Below are 26,545 nucleotides of genomic sequence, written 5' to 3' on the forward strand. Positions count from 1 at the left end.
CATCAACTTTCTAGTTCATTCATTTTTTCAAAAATTCGTCTTTTCCGATATAGCATAATACCCGTTTCGGCAACATCTTGAATCATGCCTTTATTTGCGTATGCGCCGAAGATCATACCAGCAATAGGTATCATTTGAAACAGTTTTTTCCAGCCCATCTGGTCCCGGTACGTATAAAATACCTCCTGCCAGCCTTGTAGCTGGGAAATCATATTATCAGTAGCTTTATTAGTACTATTCATAGTGGAAAGCTCCTGTAGGATGGCTTCCTTACCGACAATATCTGCTGATGTGAATTGCAGGCATTTCACAATAAAAATACGCTCCATTTTATCGTTAGGGTCATAGCCGTGAATAATAGCAATTTCTTGCAATGTCTTCAGAGCGGTTCCTAAAATAACAGGTATATCGATAGCCAAGGTAAATATTCCGCCAAACCCAGTAGAAGCCCCTTGAACAGTCGCAAACTTTACACGCTCATTTTGCAATTTATCACTAAGAGTAATCATATCCTCTAATGGGATTTGACCAATATCTGAAATGCCCAAAATATGCTCTGTGGAAGAATAGTTACGGATTTTTTGAATCATAGCTTGTTCATTGATTAAATATTTTCCACCGGATTGTATGTAGTTCCCTAATTCATCGACTAATAATGCAATTTTATTTTGAATAAAAGTAGGCGTCATTTTATCTAACAATTTAAACGGTATTCTACCTAGTTTCTCCCAAAACCATAAATCCTTTTGATCCTTTTCCCAAACCTGTATTTCCTGCAAGTGCTGCTCTAATAGCTGACGGTTCTCCATTAGTGTCTATCCCCTTATGTGTTCATTTACTTTACATACGAAAAAAATAGTATAAGGTTTCGCCTTGTCTTGATTCATCTGTATATTTTTTGTGTCGAAAATAAAGGTTCAAGTACAATTGGACTCCGACCGGCTAATAAAATGATATGTTATTGCCAGATGGAAGCAAGGAGTGTAATACCTTCATCTATTTGCTGAAGTGTCAGTCCCCCGTAGCCTAAAATGATTAAAGTATCCTCTGTTCCATGCTGATAGGAAGTAGAACATGGATAGACAAGAATTCCAATCTTTTGAGCAAGTTGAATCGCATTTTTCTCAGAGAGTCTATTAGGTAGCTTCATCACGATATGTAGCCCAGATTTTTCACCGATGATTTGGAATTCCTCTGAAAAATGAGTGGAGATAGCAGTTAGTAGAGCTTGTTGTTTTTTACGATAAACTGTTCGCATTTTCGCTAAATGCTTATCAAATTGACCTTCTGCAATGAAATCAGCTAAAACAAGTTGCTCTACTCTGGAGACAACGGATTTTTGTTCATAGTTAAAGGCATTAAACGATGTAATTAATGACTTTGGTAAAATCATATAACTGATTCGCAAAGAAGGCAGCAACGTTTTAGAAAAAGTTCCAAAATAAATAACTCGCTGAAGCTGGTCCATTTTTGCTAAAGAGGGGATTGGCTGCCCTTTATAACGAAATTCTGAGTCATAGTCATCTTCAATAATGTATGCATCATTAAAATTTGCCCATTGCAACAAGGCGGCTCTTCTCTCTACGGTCATAATCATGCCCAAAGGAAATTGATGAGCTGGTGTTGTGTATAACATGTGAATTGTTTTTGAAGGAAGAGTTATACCGGCTTTATCCACAGGGATGGCCTCTGTAGACAATCCACATTGTCGTAAAGTAGTATGTACCCGTTTAAAACCTGGTTCTTCTACTCCGACCTTACTCTGAGGACCAAAAAAGAGACTAAGGGCTTGAAGTTGACTTTGTGTGCCACCATAAACAAACACTTGAGAGGCATTACAAACAACGCCACGTGAACGTTGTACATAGCGCGCAATTTCAGATCGTAAAACGTCTTCTCCTGCCCAAGGACTTGTGGATAAATTATTCTTGTTTACATGTTTTTTCAGGAGCTTATGCCAAAGTGAATAGGGAAAAGCTTCGTTATCCACATGACCGTTATGAAAATCATACTGAATGTCATTGGATATGATTGTCCTTAGAGGAGTCTCAAGCTGCTGTTCCTCTTGTACCCAGTCAAATTCAAAGGGAGCGATAAAATAACCCGACCGCTCTTTACTATAAACATAACCTTCTGCCAGTAATTGTTCATAAGCCTCCTTCACAGTATGTACACTTACATCGAGAGTTCGCGCAAGAGCTCTCTTAGAGGGTAATTGCTCATGACCTAAAAGCCTTCTTGCTAAAATAGACTGCCTAATTTCTTCGTAAATCTGTATGTATTTGGCTGAATCTCCTGTCAATGAAATGGATAGCTCCACAAGATAACCTCCTCTGGTATGGTGTGGTTTTTAATAATTGGTACTTTCTATCATATCAATTTTACCGTTAAATAATTAAAAAAGGAGTGATATATCATGGAATTTATTGCATTAGAAAATGAAATAGTTAAACTGAAGCCTTTAGAGTTAAATGATTTATCGGGGATATTAGAGGCGGCGAGTTATCCAGAAATTTGGTCACATATGTCCACAACGATCGAAAAAATGGTGGATGTGAATAACTTTGTGGAAAATGCTTTATTAATGCGGCGTAATAAAACAGAATTTCCTTTTGTTATTGTGGATAAAAAGACGGGAGAGATCATAGGGTCTACACGTTTTATGGATATAGATGATACACATCAGCGGGTTGAAATAGGAACAACATGGCTGACACCAGCCTACTGGCGTACTGCTATTAATACCAATTGTAAATACCTATTATTACAATACTGTTTCGAAACCCTTCATTTACAGCGAGTTCAAATCAAAACTGATCATGAAAATAGTCAGTCTCAGAAAGCTATTGAGCGTATAGGAGCGACAAAGGAAGGGGTATTACGGAATCATATGATTCGTAAAGATGGAACCACTCGCCATACAGTCATGTATAGTATTACGTTAGAGGAGTGGCCGCAGGTGAAAATTCACTTAAATCAATTATTAGGCGAATCTATTTAATATTTGGGTTTTAATGGATTTTTATTGGCCGCTAAGGCTTTTTTTTCTATTAAAAAGTGTCAAAAAATAAGGGAAAGGGTAGAGTACTTAAAAATTGAAAGAGGGTAATCTACTTGAAACCAAAATACACGCTAAGACAAATCTATGGTGAGAATGCAGTTTATACACCAAGAACGCCGTTTAGTGATAATCCATGGATGATGGACGATCCTCATAAGCTGGATGCCCTAACCTCTAGAGAAGTAGCAATTGCGGATATTCCTGTATTGGTGCACCGAGCTACCCAAACTGAAAAAGCTCAGGAACTACATCGATTAACAGGTTTACCATGGGTAGAACAGCCTTTTAGTTATGACACACAGGAGGAGTATTTAGCTCATATTCGTTCTTGGTGTGAAGACGACAAAACGATTGTTTGTCAATATATACATGACTTGGAACAGATGGACCGTCAATGCTATTGGATGGATGCCGAGAAATTTAATGAATTGAATTCAAAAGCATATATTGATCATTTAATAGATAGCAAATTTGTTCCGAGTCGTTTAAATGTTGAAACCTATAGGCTCTCAGATGCCATCAAAAATTGGCAACCGCCTGTGGTACTTAAGCCGGGCGATGATTCCCCAACCTCTGGAGGATATGGAGTCATCATTTGCCATAATAAAGAGGAACTGACGGAAGGTCTGCGGCAATTTCGAATGACCGGAACGGAGAGCATAATTATTGAGGAGTTATTACAGACAAAGGACAATTATAGTTGTCAATTTGTCTACTCCGAGGAGCTAGGTATCCAATATTTAGGAGCGTCTCAACAAATTACCGATGAAAACGGTATTTATCACGGTAATATTATAGTAGATGAAGTTCCTGAAAAGGTCATCGAAGTAGGAAGACATATTATGGAGCAAGGCGTTGCAGAAGGATTCGTTGGTGTGGCAGGGTTTGATTTAATTGTCACAGAGGCTGGTGATGTTCAGGCTATTGATTTGAATTTCCGCCAAAATGGATCCACCTCAATGCTAATGTTTCATGATACTTTAGATAAGCCTATCAATAAATTTACCTCCTATGTTGCACAAAGTCCACAGGAAAATGAAGTTTTCTTTCAAAACATTAAGAAGTTTGTTGAACAGAAAATTTTATTTCCGTTATCATTTTATGACGGGAATTATTTCGATGAACCTGTTCCCTCTAGATTCGTTGGAATATGGTATGCCGATCAACTTAGCGAGATTGAAAAACTTGAGCAGGAACTATTATAGTAAAAAAGGAATGGTCATTAATCGACCATTCTTTTTTTATAAATAAATGCAGCAAGAAACCAAGAAAATAGAGACCATACAACTATCGTAATCATAGGAATGAAAACATCTGTCATTGAATATTTACCTTCTAATGCTTCTGCTAATTGTAATAATTGTGAGCTTGGTAACCATTCTGCAATCTTTAGGATTGGATAAGTAGAAGCAAGATTTAGGGCGATTGGGCCAAAAGAGAAAATTATGATAACCGGTAAAACAATGATGGAACCTTCCATAATAGACTTAGAAAATAATCCACAAATCGTTCCAAGTGCAATATAAAATACAGTAGAAAGTATTAATGAAATCGCTAAAATGAGTAGGTTAGATGGTTTATATCCGACAATAAAAATAGACATAGCCACCACGATCATCGTTACGATAAGAACAAATAAGCTTTTACCAATTAATATATCTACTAGTGAGGCAGGGGAGAGCATCAGGCTGCGCAATGTATTTTTCTCCTTCTCCTCCGCAATTAAACAGCATTGTATATAAGCCGTTACCATTGAAAACGTCATATTAATAGGTAAGAGATAAGCGTTTATAGAGGATGCCCCGGATTGGTTATATAAAAATGCCAAAATTATCGGCAAGAGTACCATCGAAGATACAGCATAGTTACGTGAAAATTCCTTATAATCTTTCATTAATATAGCTTGAATTCTTGTCATTGAAATATTCATACTAAATCACTCCCTGTTATTTGCATAAAAATATCGCCTAATGTTGGTTCATTTGTATGGATTCGAGTAACAACGTTGGCTTGCATCCATTGATACAGCTTTTGAGCATCTTGAGCGCCGTTTTGAATAACTTCTTGTGTACCATCTGAAAGTTCGACAGTCATAGAATCGGTGCCAAATTCCTGCTTTAAGTCGCTTGGAGCACCAATTGCTCGAATTTTCCCTTTATGCAAAAAAGCAACTCGGTCACAAAGTATTTCGGCTTCGCTCATGTCATGTGTTGTTAAAAATATCGTTGTCCCCATGGCATTCAGTTTTCGTAAACCATTATATATATGTTCTGTATTGACAGGATCAAGGGCAGAAGTAGGCTCATCTAAAAATAATAATTCGGGCTTATGCATAATAGCTCTAGCCAGTGTAACCCGCTGAATCATTCCCTTTGATAGCTGACTAATCTTCTTTTTGCGATCAGCATATAAGTTCACAAAATCAAGAGCTTCTTTAACGGCAGTGACTGACAGCTCATATAACTTACTATAGAGTAATAAATTCTCTTCAATAGTTAACCTAGTATACAAACCGCTATTATCTGTTAATATACCAAAACGTTTACGATTTTGACTTTGTTTCATGCCAGCTGCTGGCTGTCCAAATAAAAGAACATTTCCAGCAGTTTTTTCAGTCTGCGCAGTCAATATTTTAATAGTAGTTGTTTTTCCAGAGCCGCTCGGACCAAGGAAACCAAATATTTCTCCTTTTTGTATAGTAAAGGAAACATCTTGTAGTGCGGTTTCTTTATTAAAGGTTTTTTTCAAATGCTGTACATCAATTACTGCGTTCATGTGTAAGCCTCCTGTTTGTTGTTGATGTCTAAACTATAAACAACAAGTGAAAGGTTCACAGCAAAAATTAGATGAGAGGCGGAAAAAAGACCATCAACGAAACAATATAGAAGGTGACAGGAGTCGTTTATTTCCTGGGAAATCTACTAAATTCCGAGTATTTCCTTTAAATCTGCTAGTTTATTTTTCGACAAAGGCACAACGGTTTTATCAGTACTGTTGAGTGCAAGGCTATAGCTATTGCGTGTCCATGTAATGATTTCTCGAACCTTTTGTAGGTTAACAATGTATGAACGGTGGCTTCTGAAAAAGCCGAATGGTGTCAGTTTTTGCTCTAGCTCATTCAGTGATAGTGTACATGGATAGGCTTCACCTGCAACATTAATAGAAACGATACCTTCCACACTTTCAATATAATCAATTTCTGGTGGATTGAATAAAATGATCTTGTCATTCTTCTTTGTTGGAATTTTATCAATGCGAATTGGTGAATTTTCAAGATGGGGAAGTGTTTGCTCTAATTCTTCCTCTTTAACATCCAAGGTATGTAAGCCGGCCCCATCTAATCTATGTATAGTAGTACTGGCAATCATTAAGTCTTCTAGATTATTAGAAAGTAAAATGATGCTTTTTCGCCTTTTTGTGAGTGTTTTTAGTATTTGTTGGACATTTTGCTTAGAAAACTCATCGATATTTTGAAAGGGTTCTTCTAATACAAGAAGAGAAACTTCCTGAAGATATGTACCCAATAACTTTAATCGCTGTTTTTCACTAGTAGAAATCTTACTAATTCGAATGTTTCTTTGATCAGTTAAGCTAAATAGCTTTAATAAATCCTCAACCTCATTAGTTGGACGTTTGAATAATTTTAAATAAAAACGTATATGCTCACGAACAGTAAGGCGTTCATAGAGTGCACTTTCGCGAAAATATGTAAATGTATGATCTCGTTTCATAAACCATTGCATTAAAGTATGTATTTTAGAAACATCTGTGTAGATGCCGATAATCATGCCGGGTTGTAAGGATATAGGAAAGCTCGGATAAATCACATTACCTCCTTCAATATAAGGGTCAACCAAAATATCTATATGCTGTTCCATTGTTTGTTCCTCCTAATGTTGTTCTACTCGTAAAAAGTTTAAGATATTTGCATGTGCTTGCAAGTAGCTAGCTGGACAAAAATTGGAATTATAAGTATCCATAAAACCGTGATGTCCTTGATATTGCTCTATTTGAACATTGGATTTATGTCTGAGTTCCTGTTTTATTGCATTCACATCAAAGCTACTTTCATAGCTAGGTAAAATGATCAAAGTTGGACATGATGGTTGGACATCTAAGAATTGTCGTATTCGTGAGCCATAAACACAAATAACTCGATGTAAGGGAAGAGTTGATAATCTCCAGGCTAATGTGGCACCTACACTATATCCAATTAGCACTACTTCATCATAATTTTCACATGCCTCTAGTAGTTTTTTGGATAACATCTCAAGAGGTGCGTCAAAGCCGACTGTATGTAAGAAATAATCATAAGCTTGTTGTTCCTGTTTGTATGAAAAGGATTTTCCTTCTGGATAAAGCGAAACACAGCAAACGGAGGTATACTCGTCAAGGTAGGCTTGGGCTTGTTCTTTGATAAATTGATTGATGCCATATATTTCATGTAAAATAAATATTTTTCTTTTCATAACGACCTCTTTTGGCTTTTTCCAATAGTGTAACAAAAACTAACGTTTACGTATATTTTAGTAATTTATGGATTAGGTTTTTGTTTTACTAGAATAATTTATATTTAGGTTAGATGGGGAAAAGTGTTGAAAATAAAGGGACCACACAATTTAGATATATCTAATATGTGTGGTCCTTTATTTAGTTTCTTATTCAGCTAATGCGCCCAATTGTGGAAGAACGTTATTCAACTATATACCTCGAAGTTTAATAAAGAGTTTCGGATCCTATCCAAATATTTGGGCAGCGATAGCAAATAACTCCTTATTTCTGTATGGCATATTAAGAGAGTTTTTTATCATAAGGGGTGGTTCACTAACTTTTACAAATCCACTTTTCTGCAAGAAAAACATTAACTCGTTATTACTGGATGCCACATCAATCCTTAACTTCCCTTGATGATTAATAGCTAGCTTATCGATTATCATAGCTGCCGTTTGGGAATCTGGTGCTACAATAGGTCCTAATATTAGATTTATTGGTCCTAAGATGGATAGACCAAAACCAATAATCTTTCCTTTTTGATTTCTAGCAACTAAACATTGTTTCGATTGCTTTATCCTGTTAAAAAGAAAACTTTTTCTCATATCACCAAATGCACCCGAATCTAATTCAACTATTTTGTTAAAGTCATTCTCATTGTATTTTTCTATAGTAATATCTTGATTATTAAAAGTTTCAGTGTGAATATAACTATTGCTTAAAAACTTTTGTACAAAGCCCACAGTAATAAAACCCAGGGTTTCATACAGGGGTTTCCCATCTTCAGTTGAGATTAACATTATTGAAGTATCTTTTGAAACACTGTCTATACATTTCTGAGTAACTTTTTTCCCTAAGCCTAATCCTCTGTACTCTTTATTTACAATAACCATACCAATTGAAGCTAAATTAGTATCATAAGGTATGATTGCGGCACTCGATACAATTTTCCCCGTAGTATTCTTATGGCCGAATATCTTACCGGATGACATAACAGTTCTAATTTCATATTCATCATAATCCCAGCCAACCGATGCAGAAAGTTCTATTAAACCTAAGATATCATATTGATCTAGTTCCACTAATTCCAATGCTGTTTTATTGTCTGTATGCATTAGATATCCCCCTATTTCGTTTAATACTTTAATACTTTAATACTTTAATACTTTAATATTGTCTTTCACTAACCTGTAACGATAGTTTAAGTTTAATCCTTCACAGTCTCAATTGCATTAACAAAGATATTTTTTCCTTTATTCAACAATATGGCCCAATTGTTGAACCTCTATCTTTTATTGGAGCAACGTGCTCGTATAGCTAAGGAGCAGTCTGCTGCCAGGACAGCTATTTTTTATACTTCATCCATATTAAAACTAGCAATTAATGTTAGTTTGAGAGTGCATGGTCGATGGAATTACGATATAAAAATAATTTAGTGAATAGTAAGAATTGACAAAATAGCTTTGAAAAGGGGAAGTTTTACTTGATAATGATTATCATTATCGTATAATAGGGGAGTAAGGAAATAATAAGCATTTTTATAAGATGAAAAGTATACAGTAGGGGTTGTAGTTCAGCTGATGTCGCAGCCTAATTGTTGAGATAGGAAATAAACATAAACGAAAGGTGTGTTAAGTATTGTTTGAACAAGAATTGTATGATGTAACGATCATTGGTGGAGGACCAGCAGGGTTATATTCTAGCTTTTATTGTGGCTTACGTGAAATGAAGACGAAGCTAATTGAATCACAGCCGCAGCTTGGGGGGAAAATCCACGTTTACCCAGAGAAAATGATTTGGGACATTGGGGGCGTTACGCCAATTTCAGGTGGACAACTCATTAAGCAGTTAGTAGAGCAAGCCTTAACATTTAATCCTTCTATTTACACAGATGAAAAGGTATTATCAATTGCTAAAAACGAAGAGGGTATTTTCGTTATTACAGCCGAGTCTGGGAATATCCATTATTCAAGAACGGTCATAGTTGCTATTGGTGGAGGCATCCTTAATCCTCAAAAAATAGAGATTGAGGGAGCTGAACGATTTGAGGTATCTAATTTAAACTATACTATTAAATCCTATGAAAAATTTAAAAATAAAGCGGTCATTATTTCTGGTGGCGGCAATACAGCGGTAGATTGGGCACTAGAGTTAATGGAAGTGGCGTCAAAGGTCTATTTAACGTATCGGAAAGATCAATTGTCTGCACATGAGGCTCAAATTACGGAGCTTACGAATAGTGCCATTGAATGCCATTATAATTCTGAAATTACAAAATTAATTGCAGATGAGCAAGAAGGAATGATTAAAGCAATTGCTTTGACAAACCATGAAATGGGTACTGTAACGGAAATTCCTATCGATGAAGTTGTTATTAGTCATGGCTATGTACGTGATAAAGAGCTTTTAGATAATAGTCCATTAGCAATTGAACGTAAAAACGACTATTTCATAGCTGGTACTATAAATAGTGAATCATCTATTCCGGGTCTTTATGCGGCAGGAGATATTTTGCACCATGATGGCAAAATCCATTTAATTGCAGCAGCTTTTCATGATGCATTGCACGCAGTGAATAGTGCGAAGAAGTATATTCAGCCAGATGCTTCTGATGGCGGTATTGTATCCTCCCATAATGATATTTTCAAACAACGTAATCGCAAGCTATTACAGGAAAGCTTAAAATAATCAATCTTAGGAGCACTAATGCATTTTAGGTGTTCCTTTCTTGTTGTTTTAAAGCATGCTATAGGAAGGGAGCTATTCAGTATCAATACGCAAGAAATTATAGAATTCTATACAATGGCACCTTTAACATTTACGTCTGTCACTACTGGCCAGATTTCTTCAGAAATGGTTGCTGAGACTAGCGAGACAAAGGAAAATGTAGCTAGACTTATCTTCCCATTCGATGGGATAGGAGACGTTAAAATTGAAGGCACTAATTATCGCATAAAAAAAGGAAGGATCCTCCATGTTGGTCCGAACTTTCCCATTCAATTCTTAGCTGCAAATGAGGCCAAATTAGAATATGTAGTCATTTACTTTCACCTATCTGATGAAGAACAGGCGAAACTTCCTCATTATAATAGTCATTTTCCTTTACAGATTGTAGAGCACATGAAATTAATGAACCTCGTGCAACAATTAATCGAAACAAATCAAAAGGGTAGTCATTTATCATTTCTTCAATCCAAAGTACTCTTTTTAAATATTTTAGAGGAAATAATTTTATTGATGAAGGTGAAAGACTATCAAAACATAGCATCCATTTTGACGTATATACAAGAAAATTTTACAAAGAATATTACTGTGAACGATATAGCTAATGAATGTAATTGGGATCGTAGAAAATTGAGCTATGTATTTGAAAAAAGAATGGGTGTCAGTCCCCATGTTTATTTAACTGATTTACGTATCCAAAAATCTAAAATGCTATTAAGGTCATCTGATTTTTCTATAAAGGAAATAGCTGATCGAGTAGGTTATACGGATTATTTTTATTTTAGTCGTGTCTTTAAAAAGGTGACAGGTTTATCACCTAGTATTTTCCGCAAACAGATGAATTAACAAACACTCGATGAAAAAATTACATTCATTGGGTGTTTTTTGTATAGATCGAACATAGCTTTAACTTTTTTGGACAACCTAAGGAGAAATACTGACATGGTGGGGTGATGATCATGAAAATAGAGAGGTCGTCAGAGTGGGAAGAAGGCTTTATCAATCGCGTCAATGATCTTGAACAATGGCATAGCTGGACATTATATAAGATGAACTATGATATTGTAAAAATGAAATTAATCCCTGATTTCAAAGGTCTACAAGCTACAAAGTATTTACCAAATTTAAAACCTCTTGCACATCAGCTAGAAGCAGCTGAAACAGTCATTGAACGCATGAATGGAAAAGCCATTTTAGCAGATGAAGTAGGTCTTGGTAAAACAATTGAAGCGGGTTTGATTTTAAAAGAATATCTGTTAAGGGGCCTTGTGAAGAAAGCGTTAATATTAGCGCCAGCTTCTCTTATTAATCAATGGATTGAAGAGTTAAATTTAAAATTTCATATACCTGCTATTGCTTATAAAAAAAATTGTCCAATAGAGCGCTATGACGTCATTATCATGAGTATGGATACGGCGAAAAAGAGCCCTCATAGGGAGCGTATTTATGAGCAGGATTACGATATGATTATTATTGATGAAGCCCATAAATTAAAAAATAATAAAACACAAATTTATGAGTTCGTCCAAGGATTAAAGAAAAAGTTTTGCTTATTATTAACTGCCACACCTATACAAAATGATGTTTTCGAATTATATTATTTAATTTCCTTATTAAAACCAGGACATCTGGGGAACTATGATACCTTCCAATCGGCCTTTTCAGCTAGTAAGCATCATCTAGAACATGATGATTATTTGAAAGAATTGGTTAATCAGGTGATGGTGAGAAATCGAAGAGAAGATACAGGTATTGAATGGACCAATCGTTGCGTTCAAATTGTGCCGATTACCTTTACGGAAGAAGAAAGAGAAGTTTACGATCTCCTTGGCTCACTTGAAAACAAAGGATCTTTTGCATTAATTACTTTGCAGAAGGAAATGTGCAGTAGCAAGGAAGCAACAGCATTAACATTAACAAATATGCTGAAGGAGCATGGACAATCACAAGAAATGGAAGATATTATAGCCAAACTAATGGCGTTAGAAGTGAATTCTAAAGCAGAAAAGACGATTGAGATTATTGAACAGGCGAAGGATAAAGTTATTATCTTTACAGAATACCGTGCAACTCAAATTTACTTACAATGGTATTTACATTCTAAAGGTATTACAAGTGTATTGTTTAACGGAAAATTTAATAAAAGTAAACGAGATTATATGAAGCATTTATTCAAAGAAAGAGCACAAGTACTTATTGCCACAGAGGCTGGTGGAGAGGGAATAAATCTTCAATTTTGTCATCATGTCATCAATTATGATTTACCATGGAATCCAATGAAGCTAGAGCAACGAATTGGTCGTGTCCATCGTTTGGGGCAGGAGCATGATGTTCACATATATAATCTTGCTATTGAAAATACCATTGAAGAAAAAATCTTAGAATTACTTCATACCAAAATCGATGTGTTTGAAAAAGTGGTTGGTGATTTAGATGCCATTTTAACAAACTTAAAAAAATCAGTATGAGGTAAGGAGGGAAACTATGTATCCGCAGCAAGTTCATGAGTATTTAAAGGGATTTTTCACCGAAAATGAATGCCCTATTTTAGGGGAAGAGGATCATTCTTTGACCGTGCAGTTGACGGTAGATATTGATAAAAGAATTATGAATAGACCATTTTATTGGCAATATATAGAGGCAACAAATAGTGAACCAAACCCAGCTCAAGTGACCTTTATTACAGATCAGACAGCTATGGACGGTAACTTGTTTGGTGAAGTGATTCATTATGGCTCACCACGGTTAAATCAGCTTTTTCATGCGACAGGAGAACTAGGTGCCTATGTCCAATTATTTGAAAAAGTTGATCATGCAATGGGGCAGGTTATCCTTACACCATGGCTAGGCGTTAATTTTAAAGTTTCCTATTGCTGTGATCGGACAAAAGAAATGATGTATTCATTTGGTATTAATTTATTAACGGGTGTTATCAAAGAGAATTTTCATGAATCGATTTATGCCTCAGATTTTGACACCGAACCAGCAGAGAATGTTTTTCATGTGCAATATATAATTAAACCAGTACGTGCTCTTGAAAGATTAAATGCAGCAGTGGAATCCATTATTGAAAAGGATGATCATTCGTGGGCCATTGAAGCGCAAAAGAGATGGCAACGTGATCAACGAGTATTGGATTATTTTTATGAGGATGTAGAGGATAAACCGGAATGCTATGAAATTGAAAGAAAAGCATTAGAGGAGCAATACGAATCTAAAATTAAAATTGACATTATTAATGGAGGATTATTTTATCTCTTTTAAATAAGGAGCTGTCCCTAATAAGACAGCTCCATTTTTTAATTGTCTTCCACCAGGCTTTGTAGCTGGGCCAATTTATTGTCCCAAAATAAATGAAAGTATTGGAGCCAATCCTCAATTTCCTTTAAACGCTCACTATGCAAAGTGTATATCCTTTCGCGCCCCTTTTTTTGAGCAGACACAAGTTCTGCCTGTTCTAAAATTTTTAAGTGCTTCACGACAGCTGTTCGACTAATCGCAAAATGCTCTGAAATATTAGAGATAGGTCGATCACTAGATGCAAGTAGCTTTAAAACATTTCTTCTTGTAGGATCTGCAATTGCCTGAAAAACGTCATATTTAATTGCTTCTTGGATCATTAGGCTTCTGCAATTTCTTTTAATTTATGGTGGATGATCATTGTCCAGCCGCCATCCATTTTTGTGCGTATGGCTTCAGTAGCAGCGTTAGCTTTTGGAATAATATGTGAAGCTTCCTTCCAGCCACCATGTGTTAAGGTAAATTCTGTTTGTTCTCCGACTTCTTTTAACTCAAAAGTAACGAACCAACCATCCTCATCCCAAGCAAATCTTAGAAAATGTGGCGCATCTACACGTTCAACTTTACAGGGTGAAGGACCAAACGGCGATTGAATAGTAAATTCATGACCTTCAATAGGTTGAAAATCATTGGGCATAAACCAAGAAGCGATTTTTTCTGCAGTTGCTACAGTATCCCATACCTTTTCTATAGGTGCATTAAGTGTAATTGTTTTAACAATATCGGGTAATTTTCCGCTCATGTGTCAATCTCCTTTATAGATAAAATGTAACCATTAGGTGTTATGAATATATAACACCCAATGGTTGTATGTCAATGTCAAAAGAAAAAATTTAGTATCTTTCTGTAAGGAAGTACATATGCTACAATTATTTTTATAATTTTCTGACAGAAAGTAGGGAGCAAAATGGTGAACATCTCTGTTTTCTTAATTATGTGCATTTTACTCATAATTTTACCTGGTCCAGATACAGCTATTGCGACAAAGAATACCTTGACTGTAAGTAGAAAAGGAGGCTTACAGACTATTTTAGGGTCTTGCGGTGGTTTATTGATTCATACGTGTGCAGCAGTCATTGGGCTTTCCGCTATCATTGTGAAATCAGCTTATGTGTTTGCTGCATTAAAGTATATTGGTGCAGTTTACTTATGTTATTTGGGTATTAAAACATTGTGGACCTTACGGACAATTCGCGCACAATCACCCGAAGTGCAGGATGAAGCTAATATGGATCATAAGTACTCACATCAATCATGCTTTAAGCAAGGGTTCCTCACTAATGTGACGAATCCGAAGGTGGCTGTATTTTTCCTAACATTTCTTCCTCAATTTGTGGATGGAACGAGTGGAACATTGCTACCGTTTTTAATCATGGGATTAATATATACAACTTTAACGATGTTATGGTTTGTATTTTATGTTTATCTATTAGATCGCATTAGTGCATTTATGAAAAGGCCAACTACTAAGGCAGTAATCGAAGGATTGACGGGTGCGGTATTAATAGTCTTCGGCATTAAATTAGCATTGGAAAAGGCCCACTAATATCCAATACACCACTATATTTAGATGTAATAATCTAATGATAGGTGGTGTATTTTTTTGTTGAAGAGTGTGTGAAAAATACAGGAATATCTTCTGAATGAAAGTTGTAGTTTCAGTGCACTTATTTTTTAGAAGGATTACCATAGATGAAGAAGAATTAATTACTATAAGAGAATTTTGCTGAGGCATTCATCAAAAAGAATAAATGGGGAAGATAGTTATGGAATTACGAGATTTAAAAGCATTTATGTCTGTTGTCGAGTATGGTAGCTTTACGAAGGCTGCGAATGAATCATTTGTATCTCAGCCTTCACTAAGTAAAAGCATAAAAAAATTAGAAGATACATTGCATGTAGAATTATTGAATAGATCTACACGCAATGTCGAGCTAACAGATGCAGGCAGTATTGTCTTTAAACAGGGGCAAAAGATCATGCGTTCCGTTCAAGACCTGCACATTTTACTAGATGATTTATTAAATATAAAGACAGGCTCCATCAAGCTAGGGATTCCACCTTTAATTGGGACATTATTTTTTCCGAAAATAGCTAGAGAATTTCATCAACAATATCCTGACGTGCATTTGGAGCTTGTTGAACGAGGTGCAAAAACGGTGGGGACGTTAGTAGAAAACGGTGATGTTGATATGGGTATTGTCGTACTACCGACGGATGAAAGGAAGTTTTCGGTTCAGCCATTTGTAGAAGATCAATTTTATGTATTTATAAATGAACTACACCCATTAGCTCAGTTTAACGAAATACAATTGCAGGATTTAAAAAATGAAACCTTTATTATTTTTGCTAAGGAATTCGCTTTACATGATTATGTGATTAAATCATGTGAAAGTGTTGGATTCTCACCAAATATAGGCTATAAAAGTTCACAGTGGGATTTGATAGTTGAACTGGTATCATCAAATTTAGGAATAACATTACTGCCATATTCTATTGCTGCTAAGCAAACAAATAATAATGTCAAAATGATTCCCTTAGCTAATTTTGACATGCCCTGGCGTTTGGGGATTATCACCAAAAAAAATACATATCAATCGTATGCCTTAAAACAGTTACTTAATACGATACGTAAGTAAGACATATAGCGATTTATTCTATTTTGGAATAAGTAGTATTCTAATTAATTCCTTTACTTGTAAAATGCTGATAAGGTAGAATTTTTCTTAATAAACGAGCAATTTTAGGGGGTTTCGAGATGAAGGATGGGAAAGTGTGGGGTTCATTTGAAGAAGCGGTTGCTGATATTAAGGACGGAGATATGTTAGCAGTAGGAGGCTTTGGTCTATGCGGTATACCAGAAAAGGCTATTGCAGCTTTAGTGCAAAAGGGCACGAAGGATTTAACAGTCGTCAGTAATAACTGCGGTGTAGATGATTGGGGCTTAGGCTTACTATTAGCGAATAAGCAAATAAAAAAAATGGTTGCCTCTTATGTAGGTGAGAATAAAATTTTTGAGCAACAATTTTTAAGTGGTGAGTTAGAGGTAGAGTTAACGCCTCAAGGAACGCTTGCCGAGCGCCTACGTGCAGGAGGAGCGGGGATTCCTGGGTTTTATACAGCTACTGGAGTTGGTACGCCTATTGCTGAAGGCAAAGAAGTAAAGGTCTTTGATGGGAAAGACTATATATTAGAAAAAGGAATTACTGCTGATTTTGCTCTGGTTAAAGCATGGAAAGCAGATAAGCTAGGTAATTTAGTGTATAGAAAAACATCACGTAACTTTAATCCGCTAGCTGCGATGGCAGGTAAAATTACCATTGCTGAGGTTGAAGAAATTGTAGAAGTTGGCGAGTTAGACCCAGATCATATCCATACACCAGGAGTTTTCATTCAACGTGTTTTATTGGGTGAAAGTTATGAGAAACGTATTGAGCGTTTGACAGTGAAAAAGGGGGAAGCGTGATGGCTGATACGAGACAAAGAATCGTAAATAGAGCAGTAAAAGAAATTCAAAATGGCATGAATGTAAATTTAGGTATTGGTATTCCAACTTTAGTTGCCAATGCTATTCCAGCCGATTATGAAGTACTTTTACAATCAGAGAACGGATTACTTGGCATCGGTCCCTATCCAGTTGAAGATGACGTAGATCCCGATTTAATTAATGCTGGGAAAGAAACCGTGACTGCTATGCCAGGTGCCTCCTTTTTTGATAGTGCAGAATCATTTGCTATGATTCGCGGTGGCCATATTGACCTTGCTATTTTAGGTGGTATGGAAGTTTCAGAGAACGGGGATCTGGCAAATTGGATGATTCCAGGGAAAATGGTCAAAGGTATGGGAGGCGCCATGGACCTTGTAGTAGGAGCAAAAAGAGTCATCGTCGTTATGGAACATGTTAATAAAAACGGTGAATCCAAAATAAAAAAACAATGTGAACTCCCATTAACAGGTAAAGGTGTTGTCCACCGGTTAATTACGGACTTAGCTGTATTTGATTTTACTAAAGACGGGATGCAACTTATTGAATTAGCAGAAGGCGTTACTTTAGAGGAAGTAAAAGCAAAGACTGCGGCTTCATTTCATGTAGCTTTAGCACAATAATTTCAGACTTAGGACTGTTTTCAACGTGGTTGTATCATCCTATACTCATTTAAAAAGGGAGAATTCCGGATGGACCAACAATGGACAAATGAACTAGCAGTTGCACAGGTCAGAGTAGCAAGGCCAACAGATCAATTAGAAGAAATTGAACGATTTTATTGTGAGGGCATAGGATTAAAGAAAATTGGTTCTTTTTCAGGGCATCGTGGCTATACAGGAATAATGATTGGTCTTCCAAATGCACACTATCATTTGGAATTTACAGAACATGTTGAAGGGAGCCCTTGTCCTGCCCCAAGTAAGGACAATCTGTTAGTGCTCTATATTCCAAATAAAGAAACAATTCATAGCATTGCTAAACGCTTATCACGAATGGGGTACCCTGAAGTAGAGCCTGAGAATCCATATTGGATGCAGAAGGGTATTACGATTGAGGACCCTGATGGCTGGCGCTTTGTATTAATGAATACAGAGGGCATTTAAACAGAAGAAGGAATGCACGAGCTATAATGGTAGTCTCGTGTTTTTTTGTCAAAATAAATACCCTTTATAGTATATAGTTTATAAGGGGGGTATTTATATATGCAACGAATTAAAACTTTGGATAGTTGGAGAGACGTGTTAGAACAATCTCACGAAATGCCATGTCTTGTCTTGAAATTTAGTCTGACATGTATAAGTAGTATTTCAGCTTTAAAAGAGTTCAAAGCATTAGCGACAGAATTACCTAAATATGTAGTCATTGTCCAAAAGGAACGTGATGTTTCCAACGCCATAGAACGTGATCTACAGGTAAAGCACGAATCACCACAGTTATTAATTTTGCAGAATGGTAAAGGGATTTGGCAAGCAACCCACTACAAAATAAAACGGTCTCTTTTAGCGGAGGGACTTAGCCTGTATGTGAAATAAACAACAGATACCCCTTCATACATGGAGGGGTATCTGTTGTTTCGATAAAATTAATCCTCTAAAGCTTCACTTTCATGATAATTCGTTGCGGTTGATTCGATATCAACCTGTAAATAATTAGCCCAATCTACTTTATGATAATCCTCTTCACTAAAATAAATATTCAATACTTCTGTCATGGTTTTATCTCCATCTGGTTCAGTAAGGGGAGCATACCAAGTAACAGCAGGTGTCTTTACATCTTTCAGCTTCGACAAATCAGCAAAAATTTTAGTGGAGTCCTTCAGCATCTGACTTTTCGATCCCTCTGTCACATCCGTATCTTGTATTGATATTGTGACAACACCTTTGGATTCTTCAACCGTGAACTCATTTTTAACAATTGCTCCAACAATATCTTCAACGGAAGTATTTTGATCTACTGCGACCTCTTTTGGATCGTCACTCTTTCCGCAAGCTGTTAGAAGCAGTGAAGCAAATACCATTACATACATTAACTTTTTCAATATCATTACCTCCCTTGTTACTCCATATATGGGCAAATTGGAAGGGAATTATACAAAATATGAGAAGGTTGTATGCACTTTTTAAAACTAGGATTTAAAACGGTAGATGAACATGTCCTTTTTGAGGGGTTTAGGAATAGGATAATTAAAAATGAAGATATAGCAGGTGCTGTAGGGCAAATGCGTATGTGGTATTTAGATACATTTTTCAAACATAAAAAAGCACCTTAACCATATTGGCTAAGGTGCTGTAAAAGTAAATGTAATATAAAAAGCCGCGTATGCCGTAGTTATTATAGAAAGTTTTAAACCACCACTCCTCAAAGTGGGTGTTCGCAGAAGTTTTCCTGCTTATCCTCATGCACCGTAGTGTGAGGCCCGTCATTCCAACTCCAATAATAAAACTCCCTTTTACAGCTTAAAGGTTAAAACTTAATATTATACGAACAATGCAGCCTTTATGGATATATTAAAGCATGATCGACAAACATGCAAGTAAGATGATTGCTTGAAATAAGTCAATGGGCAGGTGTCCCAAATTATGCAATACGTAACGACAAATGCCTTTAGAAATGAACTAGAGCTTCATATTATTTTCACAAATACGAACAAAAAATACGAACAACCTTTGCTTATTATGGACGACTATGTAAAGATAGGAGCATATAGAGGATTTATCTAGCAAAAAGTTAAGGGAGGAAGCAGAAATGGCAGCTTATCCAAATTGTCCAAAATGTAATTCTGAATACACATATGAAGATGGAACGAATTATGTATGTCCTGAATGTGCGCATGAGTGGAGCATGGACGCAACGGAATCAGAAACAGATGCACTTATTGTCAAAGATGCAAATGGTAATCTGTTAGCTGATGGTGATTCAGTTACGGTTATTAAGGACCTAAAGGTAAAGGGGAGTTCATCCACTTTAAAAATAGGAACGAAGGTAAAAAGCATTCGCCTTGTAGAAGGGGATCATAATATTGACTGTAAAATTGATGGCTTTGGCGCTATGAAATTAAAGTCAGAATTTGTGAAAAAAGCATAAAGAATTGAAAAAGCGTCTAAACTCACAAGAATGTTTAGACGCTTTTTTTATTAGTATTTATTTTAAAGATTTTGCGTAATAAAATGGCAAAGGCCGCACCTACTAAGGCAAAAATCGTATGTAAGAGAGCGATATAGCCTGCTCCCATCAAAAGTGCTCCAAACTCTGTTAAGGAGTAGGTGGTAATATAGAGCTCATTCGTAAGGTTGTCGATAATCGCCCAAACAAATACGGGCACAGAGCTAATGATAAAAACAATCCAAATGTTTTTATAAAAAAGGTAAGACAGACAACCAAAAACGGCATACGAAATAACAAAGCCCATTTGATTGCCAAGTAACGATGAATTAATGGCAAACATGAAAGAAAGTACAATAAATATAAGATGAAAAAAAGATAATGTTTTTTTCATCGGTATGTATTCTTTTTGAATTGGTTTTGAGCTAAAGAGCTGCTGACAGTAGGAACAACTTGCTAAATGCTGCTCTACATATATTAATGTTGGTGCTTGGAGCATTTGTTTCTTATATAAAGGTAATAAATCTTCTACGATTGGGCAATCTTCTGACAAAACTCTCCCTCCATTCCATTACCTTTCATTATACGATTTTTTTAGAGGAAATAAAAAAAGCCTTCCTGAACTTTTCATTCGGAAAACTTGTACATGCACCTGACTATTTGGCTGTTAGTACTTCATTTGTTAATGCTTGAACATCAATATGGGTTTTTTCCTGTACGGCGTCTTTTAATATTTCAGTGCGGAAATATTGGACAGTTGCCTCAAGTGGAATGGCTAAAAGTTTCGATAAGGCATTTTGATACATATAGACGAATTCTTTGTCAGTATTACCTCGCTTTAATTCTGCAAAAGCTTCGTAAAATTGGTCCAGCTTATCTGCAAATTCAAGTAGACGCCCTTCTATCGTGCTATCCTTGCCTTCTTTCATGCGCTCAAAGAAAATGGCTTGAAATTCTTCTGGGATTTCATTGCTAATAAACTTTTCCATCATCTTTTCTTCCACATGCGCTAGCATTTGCTTGAGCTCAGGACTAGCATGTTTTACTGGGGTTTTAATGTCACCAATAAAAACTTCAGCAAAGTCATGATTAATTGTTTTTTCATATAAAGATTTCCAATTAATTTTTACGCCATTCATTTCTTCTAATGTCGCGAAGAACATCGCATATTGTGACACTTTCCAAGAATGGGCAGCCACATTATGTTCTTCAAATTTGAATCGCCCAGGGCAACGAATAATTCGTTCTAAATCATTGAGACTTGTAAAAAATTGATGAATACCTATATAAATCACTCCTTTTGTTCTATAAGTGCATGTTACTATAAACAATACCCTCTTTGTGAGATTTTCAAACAATTTAACAATGATTCAATTTGTGTTTACAAAGGATTCACAATTACCGAATAAGCAGACGAAGGTTGAATGCTATAATGTAGGGGACTGATGAAAGGGGGAGTACACATCATGTTTTCCATTTATACGCTTCTTCTTTATATACATATTTTAAGTGCGGTTCTTTCGATTGGGCCATTGTTCGTTGTGTTAACGATTGTAAAAAAAATGCGTACAGCTTCAAATGGCGAAATGCCACCATATATAGAATCTTTTAAAGGGGCTATTGCCATTGTCAAACATTCAGGACATGTACTTGTAGGATCAGGTATTTTACTAATGTGGTATGCCGGTTACCATTGGAGCACTTCGTGGATTGTTCTCACTTTCCTCGTGATGCTTGCATCCATAGTATTTTTAGCCAGAGCGTTTAAACCAACATTACGGACTTTTAATACACCAGCTTATAATCACCATCGATTTGTTGCTCTATTACAGCGCAAGACGTGGATGTACATTTTGCTATTGCTCATTATGCTATGGCTAATGGTTGCAAAGCCAATTGTTTGGTAACGAGTCTTTTATTATTGAAAAGTCGCACCCCGAGGAGTGCGATTTTTTTAGTTTACTAAACGCTTGAAATAGTTTTTTCGTATCCATAAATAACTGATGAGGAACAGCACAAAGAAACAACAAGAACTAGCAATGGAAACTTGTAAAAATGCTGTAGAAACCATTGTACGCATAGCTAATAAAGTAGTGAGTAATAGCAAAATTGCTATTGTGAACGGTACAAATATAAGAATGGCCAATTCCTTTGCAATTACGGAGGCTAATTCTTTATTAGACAGTCCTAGCTTACGAATGCCCATATATTTTTCTTTTTCCTGTAACAATGTTGTTTGTAAATAGAAGTAAAGTATACTCATGGCTGCACTTAAGAAAATTAAACTTAACATAGAGCCAATGAAGAACATAACGCTTTTAACAAACATTTCCGTATCATATAAGTTGATTTTGGATGTAACGTAACGTTCGCCAGGTAAGGATGGTATATTTTCGGTAATGGTCTTTGCTAATTCTGTATGTGCTGTCCAATTTTCTAATTCATAAATATAGGTTTTATAAACAGGGTAGTCAATCGACTGATAAATAGAATCTGGCACAATGAAGTAAGTTTCCTGAAACCCTGTAGATAGTAGGTTCTTTTCGTTAATTTCAGCGAGTTTGAATGATTTTATATAACGGTCACTAGCAATGTTGGTTATCGGTGCTATACCATGATTCCCAGCAACGGCGATAAATTCATTTTCATTAAGGCTGAATTCCTTTTGCTGTAGTAGGTTGTAATCAGATAATGACATATAGCCAAGGCGTCGATTCTCATCTGATTTAAATTCAATAAAATACTTGTTTGCTTTTACTGCTGCTAGCTTCGCTTCAAGATGGTCTAAATTTGCCTGTATTATACTGTCATCAGCTTTTGGATCCGCGATATATTGAAAGCTATACGGATAATTTCCTTCACTATCTTTCTGAACATTGTAATAAGAGCTAAACAAAATGCTTGTACATAGAAATACGCCACTTAACAATAGGGTAATTAAAAATAGCATATTTGCATGAGATTTCATTTTTGCATTTAAATTCGATGCTAAAAGCATATTTGTTTTGCGAAGGTAAGCGGGAGATTTCTCAAATATTTTCAGAAATAGACGTAAGCCTTGAGCAATAACTAAATAAATCGTACTAATAATGCTAGCGAAAAATAATAAATAATAGAGAACGCTTAAAGACTCTACAATAGCATGCTCAATCTTTAGTAAATAAGCTAAAAGGGCGGTCATTACTATGCTAGCAGCTAATAAAATATAATGTGGTTGAATTGATTTTTCGATAACAGTATCACTTTTTAAAAGCTGTATGGAGGCTTCCTTATTAATAAATTTAGTGACGACTATGGAAATTACCATAAATAAGATTAAAAATAATCCTATTGTTAAACCAATTGCCTGTAGAGGTATATACATACTAAATGTTTCTGCTTTTAACACTACTTTAGCAGCCATTAAGAACAGGGGAGTCATGACAAGACCAAGAACGATTGCTGCTATAATCGCCATAATTCCAATGAATAGATTTTCGCGGAATATTAGTTTTCGTACTTGTTTCATGGAAGCCCCTGTAATCATGAAAATGCCAAGAGTTTTTGTCTTTTTGCGTAAAAATGCCATGATCGAATAGGTGATATAAATAAATGAAAATAAATAAACAAGCATACTAGCAAGCATTAATGAAATGCCAAGTGTTGAGTCAGGATCTAGGCTTTTTAAGCTGGGATGAAAGACGATTACAGAAAATAAAAAGAATATAATGATGGAAAACATACTGCTTAGAAAATAAGACACATAAGTCCATTTATCTCGTAAAATATTTTGGATAACAATGTGGTTAAAGGTCATGTTGCCCACCACCTAGAAAAGCAAGAGTGTCCATAATTTCTTGATAAAATTGCTTACGATTGTTGCCTCGATGTATTTCATTGTATAATTTTCCATCCTTGATAAATATAATACGATTGGCAAAGCTTGCTACGTAAGGATCATGTGTCACCATGAGAATGGCAGTTTGTAGTTCTTGATTGATGGAGGTAAATAAGTCCATCACATCATTGACGGATTTTGAGTCCAGATTCCCTGTAGGCTCATCCGCTAACAATAAGCTCGGTTCATGGATAACAGCACGAGCAATAGCTACTCGTTGCTTTTGCCCACCTGAAATTTCATAAATCCGTTTCGATAATAGCTCCTCAATTCCAAGAAATTGCGCTACATGCTTTAAACGTTGACGCATTTTGGCGCCAGGTATGCTATCTAATGTTAGCGTCAATAAAATATTTTCCTTTACCGTCAACGTATGAACAAGATTAAAATCCTGAAAAACAAAGCCTAATTCAGAACGTCTAAATTTTGCAAGTTCCTCATCATTTAAAACATAGGGATTTCTATTATTAATAATAATATCTCCAGCAGTGGGGCGATCAATTGTGGATACACTATTTAAAAATGTTGTTTTGCCACTTCCAGAGGGCCCCATGACCGCCACAAATTCCTGTTGCTGTAACTGGAAATCAATGCCGTTTAATGCCTTGTAGGTAATCTCCCCGATATATTCTTTTTGCAAATTGGTCACTTGAAGAATGATGTTTCCCAACTTGGAACAACTCCTTTAAATTGATTTGATAGCTTTAGTATAAAAAAGGAGCGATCAATAACCCATTTCGCTTGATGACGGGAATATGACAAAGTTGTCATATTCATTTTTTAAGACTGCTTGAGAAATTGATGGAAAACGTAGTGTGATCATGTGAGGAATCCAAGGTGAAGGGATGGTCTAGTATCGTTAAAACCTTTTTCACTAAAAATAATCCTATGCCTGTTGCTTCTCCATTTGTTCGTCCTTTTTTGCCCGTATAAAACAAATCAAAGACACGAGAAATTTCGCTAGTAGGGATAGTCTCACCACGGTTATCGATATGCAAAATGTCGTTGTCATAATCAATATGGATAGTGCTTGCAGCTTCACTATATTTGACAGCATTATTTAATACTTGATAAAGAACAACCTTTAACCATTTACGATCGGAGTATATCATTTGATCTTCCACCAGCGTTAATTTTGGGAAAACCTCTTTTGTAATAAAAAAATCTTTCAAATCATTCACGACTTCTTTTACAAGCTCTTTTAAAAAAATAGGCTCAATTTTTAAATCAGCTACTAAGTTTGAACTACGCTCATACGTTAATAGTTGATTGAGTGTAAATGTCAGCTTATCACATTCTTTACTAATTGTTTGCCATTGCTGTAATTCGTTAGAAGTCTTGGTGGACGCAGATTGTGTAAGTAATTGAATAACAGATAGCGGTGTTTTCATTTGATGTGCAAAATGTGATAATACAAGGTGTTTTTCCTCCGCTTTCTCGTCTAATTGTTGCTGTTGCGTTAAAAATAAATATTGCATTTGTCTTAGTTTTTCACTATAGGCTTGTTCGATTGAAGCTTGGGGCTCATACAGATGAAGGTCGTCCCTCGATAGATCATCTTTTTCTAAGTGTGTATATAGTCGTCTCCTTCGGTAATAACGGCCAACAAGCCAAAGGATAAATAGAAAGCTAACGAGAAAAATAAAATAAAAATAATGCGCTGTTAAATCATCCAATGCTTCAATCATCCAAGGTAAGAGAAGAAAGCTGATACCATAAAGAATAATAATACTCATATGATCTTTAAAAAACAGCTTCATTTTTCTTCCTCCACAAGTTGATAACCTAGGCCTCGAATGGTTTTAATTTCAAGCTGAGAGTGGATAGCTTCGAATTTTCTTCGTAGTCGACCAATGTTCACAGATAATGTGTTTTCCTCCACAAAGATTTCATCATCCCAAATAGCACTTAATAGTTTTTGCCGAGCTACAACATTTGGATAGGCCTCGAATAATAGTTTACTGAGCTGCATTTCTTTTAATGTTAACAGGCTTTCATTGCTATCTGTTTGAAGACGGACTGTGTCTGGGTTTAATGTAGTATTGGCTATTGTAATGGTAGATGTATCAAAGGAAGCATACTCACCATATGTACGCCGAAGTAACCCATTTACTTTTGCCATAAAGACATCTAGTGAAAATGGTTTAGTAATAAAGTCATCGGCACCATTTTCAATACCGTATACTTGATCGATATCATTGACTCTAGCTGAGACAATGATGATGGGACAAATGGAAAGCTGACGAATTTTACGTGACCAAAAATATCCATCAAAGGTTGGGAGATTGATATCCATAATGACTAAATGAGGTTGGATGTCATTGAACTCTTCTATGATGTGCTGAAATTGTTGCACTGTATGGCATTCAAACTGATATTTCGATAAATGTTCGACAATCAGTGAAGCTATATTTTTATCGTCCTCTACTATGTATATCTTGTACATTTCTATCGACCCTTCCTTCGTTCTTTACTTTATAATGTACCCTTTTTCCATAAATCT

32 protein-coding genes and 1 other RNA gene are annotated in these 26,545 nt (G+C 35.8%); 16 read left to right on the forward strand and 17 right to left on the reverse strand.

What is annotated here, in order from left to right; translation table 11 throughout:
- Positions 1-2 precede the first annotated feature (2 nt).
- Positions 3-809, reverse strand: a complete 807-nt coding sequence (locus KVT27_RS18295; protein ID WP_036122443.1) for an EcsC family protein — start codon at positions 807-809, stop codon at positions 3-5.
- 149 nt (positions 810-958) lie between these two features.
- On the reverse strand, positions 959-2,320 hold the full coding sequence (pdxR, locus tag KVT27_RS18300) for a MocR-like pyridoxine biosynthesis transcription factor PdxR (protein ID WP_217581731.1): 1,362 nt from the start codon (positions 2,318-2,320) through the stop codon (positions 959-961).
- A 96-nt stretch (positions 2,321-2,416) separates the two neighbouring features.
- Between pdxR and KVT27_RS18305 the strand changes: the two genes are divergently transcribed.
- A complete protein-coding gene (locus tag KVT27_RS18305) occupies positions 2,417-3,001 on the forward strand; it encodes a GNAT family N-acetyltransferase (RefSeq protein WP_036122450.1) in 585 nt (194 codons plus the stop codon).
- Between the two features lie 113 nt (positions 3,002-3,114).
- Positions 3,115-4,266: an L-aspartate--L-methionine ligase LdmS gene (gene ldmS / locus KVT27_RS18310; protein WP_217581732.1), complete on the forward strand. Its 1,152-nt coding sequence runs from the start codon at positions 3,115-3,117 to the stop codon at positions 4,264-4,266.
- 17 nt (positions 4,267-4,283) lie between these two features.
- Here the strand turns inward: ldmS and KVT27_RS18315 are convergent, their stop codons facing one another.
- The 5 genes from KVT27_RS18315 to KVT27_RS18335 form a co-directional block, all read right to left on the reverse strand.
- Positions 4,284-4,991 (reverse strand): ABC transporter permease, encoded by a 708-nt coding sequence (locus KVT27_RS18315; protein WP_036122455.1) that lies wholly within the window; start codon positions 4,989-4,991, stop codon positions 4,284-4,286.
- Entirely contained in the window at positions 4,988-5,836 is an 849-nt protein-coding gene (locus KVT27_RS18320) for an ABC transporter ATP-binding protein (protein WP_217581733.1), read from the reverse strand. The genes KVT27_RS18315 and KVT27_RS18320 overlap by 4 nt, the downstream gene beginning before the upstream one ends.
- Before the next feature lie 146 nt (positions 5,837-5,982).
- A complete protein-coding gene (locus KVT27_RS18325) occupies positions 5,983-6,939 on the reverse strand; it encodes a LytTR family transcriptional regulator DNA-binding domain-containing protein (RefSeq protein ID WP_036222859.1) in 957 nt (318 codons plus the stop codon).
- Between the two features lie 12 nt (positions 6,940-6,951).
- Positions 6,952-7,566: a dienelactone hydrolase family protein gene (locus KVT27_RS18330; protein WP_217581734.1), complete on the reverse strand. Its 615-nt coding sequence runs from the start codon at positions 7,564-7,566 to the stop codon at positions 6,952-6,954.
- 231 nt (positions 7,567-7,797) lie between these two features.
- Positions 7,798-8,667 (reverse strand): GNAT family N-acetyltransferase, encoded by an 870-nt coding sequence (locus KVT27_RS18335; protein WP_036122467.1) that lies wholly within the window; start codon positions 8,665-8,667, stop codon positions 7,798-7,800.
- Between the two features lie 523 nt (positions 8,668-9,190).
- Between KVT27_RS18335 and KVT27_RS18340 the strand changes: the two genes are divergently transcribed.
- The 4 genes from KVT27_RS18340 to KVT27_RS18355 all read left to right on the forward strand — a co-directional run bounded on the left by KVT27_RS18340 (position 9,191) and on the right by KVT27_RS18355 (position 13,540).
- Positions 9,191-10,240 (forward strand): NAD(P)/FAD-dependent oxidoreductase, encoded by a 1,050-nt coding sequence (locus KVT27_RS18340; RefSeq protein ID WP_036122470.1) that lies wholly within the window; start codon positions 9,191-9,193, stop codon positions 10,238-10,240.
- Between the two features lie 114 nt (positions 10,241-10,354).
- On the forward strand, positions 10,355-11,122 hold the full coding sequence (locus KVT27_RS18345) for a helix-turn-helix domain-containing protein (RefSeq protein WP_208996553.1): 768 nt from the start codon (positions 10,355-10,357) through the stop codon (positions 11,120-11,122).
- 107 nt (positions 11,123-11,229) lie between these two features.
- Positions 11,230-12,744, forward strand: coding sequence for a DEAD/DEAH box helicase (locus KVT27_RS18350; RefSeq protein ID WP_036122476.1), 1,515 nt, complete (start codon positions 11,230-11,232; stop codon positions 12,742-12,744).
- Positions 12,745-12,760: 16 nt separating this feature from the next.
- Positions 12,761-13,540, forward strand: a complete 780-nt coding sequence (locus KVT27_RS18355) for a YqhG family protein (protein WP_217581735.1) — start codon at positions 12,761-12,763, stop codon at positions 13,538-13,540.
- 35 nt (positions 13,541-13,575) lie between these two features.
- On the opposite strand, the gene KVT27_RS18360 is transcribed toward KVT27_RS18355, so the two are convergent.
- Both KVT27_RS18360 and KVT27_RS18365 read right to left on the reverse strand, forming a co-directional pair.
- The gene (locus tag KVT27_RS18360; RefSeq protein WP_036122482.1) at positions 13,576-13,896 is read right to left on the reverse strand and encodes an ArsR/SmtB family transcription factor; all 321 of its coding nucleotides are present in this window, start codon (positions 13,894-13,896) and stop codon (positions 13,576-13,578) included.
- Positions 13,896-14,318, reverse strand: coding sequence for an SRPBCC family protein (locus tag KVT27_RS18365; RefSeq protein WP_036122484.1), 423 nt, complete (start codon positions 14,316-14,318; stop codon positions 13,896-13,898). The genes KVT27_RS18360 and KVT27_RS18365 overlap by 1 nt, the downstream gene beginning before the upstream one ends.
- 165 nt (positions 14,319-14,483) lie before the next feature.
- On the opposite strand from KVT27_RS18365, the gene KVT27_RS18370 reads away from it, so the two are divergent.
- From KVT27_RS18370 to ytxJ, 6 genes are all read left to right on the forward strand, one after another.
- Positions 14,484-15,122 carry a LysE family translocator gene (locus tag KVT27_RS18370; protein ID WP_217581736.1) on the forward strand — a complete coding sequence of 213 codons (639 nt, stop codon included), beginning with the start codon at positions 14,484-14,486 and terminating at the stop codon, positions 15,120-15,122.
- A gap of 220 nt (positions 15,123-15,342) precedes the next feature.
- Positions 15,343-16,215, forward strand: a complete 873-nt coding sequence (locus KVT27_RS18375) for a LysR family transcriptional regulator (RefSeq protein ID WP_036222838.1) — start codon at positions 15,343-15,345, stop codon at positions 16,213-16,215.
- Positions 16,216-16,334: 119 nt separating this feature from the next.
- The gene (locus tag KVT27_RS18380) at positions 16,335-17,042 is read left to right on the forward strand and encodes a CoA transferase subunit A (RefSeq protein WP_036122491.1); all 708 of its coding nucleotides are present in this window, start codon (positions 16,335-16,337) and stop codon (positions 17,040-17,042) included.
- Positions 17,042-17,683 (forward strand): 3-oxoacid CoA-transferase subunit B, encoded by a 642-nt coding sequence (locus KVT27_RS18385; protein ID WP_036122494.1) that lies wholly within the window; start codon positions 17,042-17,044, stop codon positions 17,681-17,683. The genes KVT27_RS18380 and KVT27_RS18385 overlap by 1 nt, the downstream gene beginning before the upstream one ends.
- 69 nt (positions 17,684-17,752) lie before the next feature.
- Complete coding sequence (locus tag KVT27_RS18390) at positions 17,753-18,166, forward strand: VOC family protein (RefSeq protein ID WP_217581737.1); 414 nt, start codon at positions 17,753-17,755, stop codon at positions 18,164-18,166.
- A gap of 99 nt (positions 18,167-18,265) precedes the next feature.
- A complete protein-coding gene (gene ytxJ, locus KVT27_RS18395) occupies positions 18,266-18,595 on the forward strand; it encodes a bacillithiol system redox-active protein YtxJ (RefSeq protein ID WP_208704845.1) in 330 nt (109 codons plus the stop codon).
- Between the two features lie 50 nt (positions 18,596-18,645).
- Here the strand turns inward: ytxJ and KVT27_RS18400 are convergent, their stop codons facing one another.
- Positions 18,646-19,107 carry a hypothetical protein gene (locus tag KVT27_RS18400; protein WP_029986952.1) on the reverse strand — a complete coding sequence of 154 codons (462 nt, stop codon included), beginning with the start codon at positions 19,105-19,107 and terminating at the stop codon, positions 18,646-18,648.
- Positions 19,108-19,173: 66 nt separating this feature from the next.
- Between KVT27_RS18400 and KVT27_RS18405 the strand changes: the two genes are divergently transcribed.
- On the forward strand, positions 19,174-19,332 hold the full coding sequence (locus KVT27_RS18405; protein ID WP_158499504.1) for a hypothetical protein: 159 nt from the start codon (positions 19,174-19,176) through the stop codon (positions 19,330-19,332).
- A 37-nt stretch (positions 19,333-19,369) separates the two neighbouring features.
- Here KVT27_RS18405 and ssrS read toward each other — a convergent pair.
- Positions 19,370-19,562, reverse strand: a non-coding RNA gene (gene ssrS / locus KVT27_RS18410) — 6S RNA.
- An 80-nt stretch (positions 19,563-19,642) separates the two neighbouring features.
- Here ssrS and KVT27_RS18415 point away from each other — a divergent pair.
- Both KVT27_RS18415 and KVT27_RS18420 read left to right on the forward strand, forming a co-directional pair.
- Positions 19,643-19,783: a hypothetical protein gene (locus KVT27_RS18415; RefSeq protein WP_155269809.1), complete on the forward strand. Its 141-nt coding sequence runs from the start codon at positions 19,643-19,645 to the stop codon at positions 19,781-19,783.
- Positions 19,784-19,808: 25 nt separating this feature from the next.
- Positions 19,809-20,147 (forward strand): zinc ribbon domain-containing protein YjdM, encoded by a 339-nt coding sequence (locus KVT27_RS18420; protein WP_036122619.1) that lies wholly within the window; start codon positions 19,809-19,811, stop codon positions 20,145-20,147.
- A 34-nt stretch (positions 20,148-20,181) separates the two neighbouring features.
- On the opposite strand, the gene KVT27_RS18425 is transcribed toward KVT27_RS18420, so the two are convergent.
- Complete coding sequence (locus KVT27_RS18425) at positions 20,182-20,718, reverse strand: zf-HC2 domain-containing protein (RefSeq protein ID WP_217581738.1); 537 nt, start codon at positions 20,716-20,718, stop codon at positions 20,182-20,184.
- Between the two features lie 103 nt (positions 20,719-20,821).
- Entirely contained in the window at positions 20,822-21,460 is a 639-nt protein-coding gene (locus KVT27_RS18430) for a YfbR-like 5'-deoxynucleotidase (RefSeq protein WP_191967802.1), read from the reverse strand.
- A 171-nt stretch (positions 21,461-21,631) separates the two neighbouring features.
- Here KVT27_RS18430 and KVT27_RS18435 point away from each other — a divergent pair, with 171 nt between their 5' ends.
- Positions 21,632-22,072: a hypothetical protein gene (locus KVT27_RS18435; protein WP_150908283.1), complete on the forward strand. Its 441-nt coding sequence runs from the start codon at positions 21,632-21,634 to the stop codon at positions 22,070-22,072.
- 47 nt (positions 22,073-22,119) lie between these two features.
- On the opposite strand, the gene KVT27_RS18440 is transcribed toward KVT27_RS18435, so the two are convergent.
- From KVT27_RS18440 to KVT27_RS18455, 4 genes are all read right to left on the reverse strand, one after another.
- Positions 22,120-23,961 carry an FtsX-like permease family protein gene (locus tag KVT27_RS18440; protein WP_036145396.1) on the reverse strand — a complete coding sequence of 614 codons (1,842 nt, stop codon included), beginning with the start codon at positions 23,959-23,961 and terminating at the stop codon, positions 22,120-22,122.
- Positions 23,951-24,712: an ABC transporter ATP-binding protein gene (locus KVT27_RS18445; RefSeq protein ID WP_217581739.1), complete on the reverse strand. Its 762-nt coding sequence runs from the start codon at positions 24,710-24,712 to the stop codon at positions 23,951-23,953. Before KVT27_RS18445 ends, KVT27_RS18440 begins: the two co-directional genes overlap by 11 nt.
- 103 nt (positions 24,713-24,815) lie before the next feature.
- On the reverse strand, positions 24,816-25,802 hold the full coding sequence (locus KVT27_RS18450; RefSeq protein WP_217581740.1) for a sensor histidine kinase: 987 nt from the start codon (positions 25,800-25,802) through the stop codon (positions 24,816-24,818).
- On the reverse strand, positions 25,799-26,488 hold the full coding sequence (locus tag KVT27_RS18455) for a response regulator transcription factor (RefSeq protein ID WP_217581741.1): 690 nt from the start codon (positions 26,486-26,488) through the stop codon (positions 25,799-25,801). The genes KVT27_RS18450 and KVT27_RS18455 overlap by 4 nt, the downstream gene beginning before the upstream one ends.
- Between the last annotated feature and the right edge of the window lie 57 nt (positions 26,489-26,545).

The sequence above is a fragment of the Lysinibacillus sp. GbtcB16 genome, assembly GCF_019091145.1.
Lineage (GTDB): Bacteria > Bacillota > Bacilli > Bacillales_A > Planococcaceae > Lysinibacillus > Lysinibacillus fusiformis.

Coding starts and splice junctions, on each gene's coding strand:
- KVT27_RS18360 (WP_036122482.1), bottom strand. CDS start 13,896: ATGATCCAAGAAGCAATTAAATATGACGTTTTTCAGGCAATTGCAGAT.
- KVT27_RS18370 (WP_217581736.1), top strand. CDS start 14,484: ATGGTGAACATCTCTGTTTTCTTAATTATGTGCATTTTACTCATAATT.
- KVT27_RS18385 (WP_036122494.1), top strand. CDS start 17,042: ATGGCTGATACGAGACAAAGAATCGTAAATAGAGCAGTAAAAGAAATT.
- KVT27_RS18325 (WP_036222859.1), bottom strand. CDS start 6,939: ATGGAACAGCATATAGATATTTTGGTTGACCCTTATATTGAAGGAGGT.
- KVT27_RS18350 (WP_036122476.1), top strand. CDS start 11,230: ATGATCATGAAAATAGAGAGGTCGTCAGAGTGGGAAGAAGGCTTTATC.
- KVT27_RS18320 (WP_217581733.1), bottom strand. CDS start 5,836: ATGAACGCAGTAATTGATGTACAGCATTTGAAAAAAACCTTTAATAAA.
- KVT27_RS18315 (WP_036122455.1), bottom strand. CDS start 4,991: ATGAATATTTCAATGACAAGAATTCAAGCTATATTAATGAAAGATTAT.
- ytxJ (WP_208704845.1), top strand. CDS start 18,266: ATGCAACGAATTAAAACTTTGGATAGTTGGAGAGACGTGTTAGAACAA.
- KVT27_RS18355 (WP_217581735.1), top strand. CDS start 12,761: ATGTATCCGCAGCAAGTTCATGAGTATTTAAAGGGATTTTTCACCGAA.
- KVT27_RS18415 (WP_155269809.1), top strand. CDS start 19,643: ATGCAATACGTAACGACAAATGCCTTTAGAAATGAACTAGAGCTTCAT.
- KVT27_RS18450 (WP_217581740.1), bottom strand. CDS start 25,802: ATGAAGCTGTTTTTTAAAGATCATATGAGTATTATTATTCTTTATGGT.
- KVT27_RS18400 (WP_029986952.1), bottom strand. CDS start 19,107: ATGATATTGAAAAAGTTAATGTATGTAATGGTATTTGCTTCACTGCTT.
- KVT27_RS18345 (WP_208996553.1), top strand. CDS start 10,355: ATGGCACCTTTAACATTTACGTCTGTCACTACTGGCCAGATTTCTTCA.
- KVT27_RS18405 (WP_158499504.1), top strand. CDS start 19,174: ATGCACTTTTTAAAACTAGGATTTAAAACGGTAGATGAACATGTCCTT.
- KVT27_RS18305 (WP_036122450.1), top strand. CDS start 2,417: ATGGAATTTATTGCATTAGAAAATGAAATAGTTAAACTGAAGCCTTTA.
- KVT27_RS18420 (WP_036122619.1), top strand. CDS start 19,809: ATGGCAGCTTATCCAAATTGTCCAAAATGTAATTCTGAATACACATAT.
- KVT27_RS18435 (WP_150908283.1), top strand. CDS start 21,632: ATGTTTTCCATTTATACGCTTCTTCTTTATATACATATTTTAAGTGCG.
- KVT27_RS18335 (WP_036122467.1), bottom strand. CDS start 8,667: ATGCATACAGACAATAAAACAGCATTGGAATTAGTGGAACTAGATCAA.
- KVT27_RS18365 (WP_036122484.1), bottom strand. CDS start 14,318: ATGAGCGGAAAATTACCCGATATTGTTAAAACAATTACACTTAATGCA.
- KVT27_RS18390 (WP_217581737.1), top strand. CDS start 17,753: ATGGACCAACAATGGACAAATGAACTAGCAGTTGCACAGGTCAGAGTA.
- KVT27_RS18375 (WP_036222838.1), top strand. CDS start 15,343: ATGGAATTACGAGATTTAAAAGCATTTATGTCTGTTGTCGAGTATGGT.
- KVT27_RS18295 (WP_036122443.1), bottom strand. CDS start 809: ATGGAGAACCGTCAGCTATTAGAGCAGCACTTGCAGGAAATACAGGTT.
- KVT27_RS18380 (WP_036122491.1), top strand. CDS start 16,335: ATGAAGGATGGGAAAGTGTGGGGTTCATTTGAAGAAGCGGTTGCTGAT.
- KVT27_RS18455 (WP_217581741.1), bottom strand. CDS start 26,488: ATGTACAAGATATACATAGTAGAGGACGATAAAAATATAGCTTCACTG.
- KVT27_RS18440 (WP_036145396.1), bottom strand. CDS start 23,961: ATGACCTTTAACCACATTGTTATCCAAAATATTTTACGAGATAAATGG.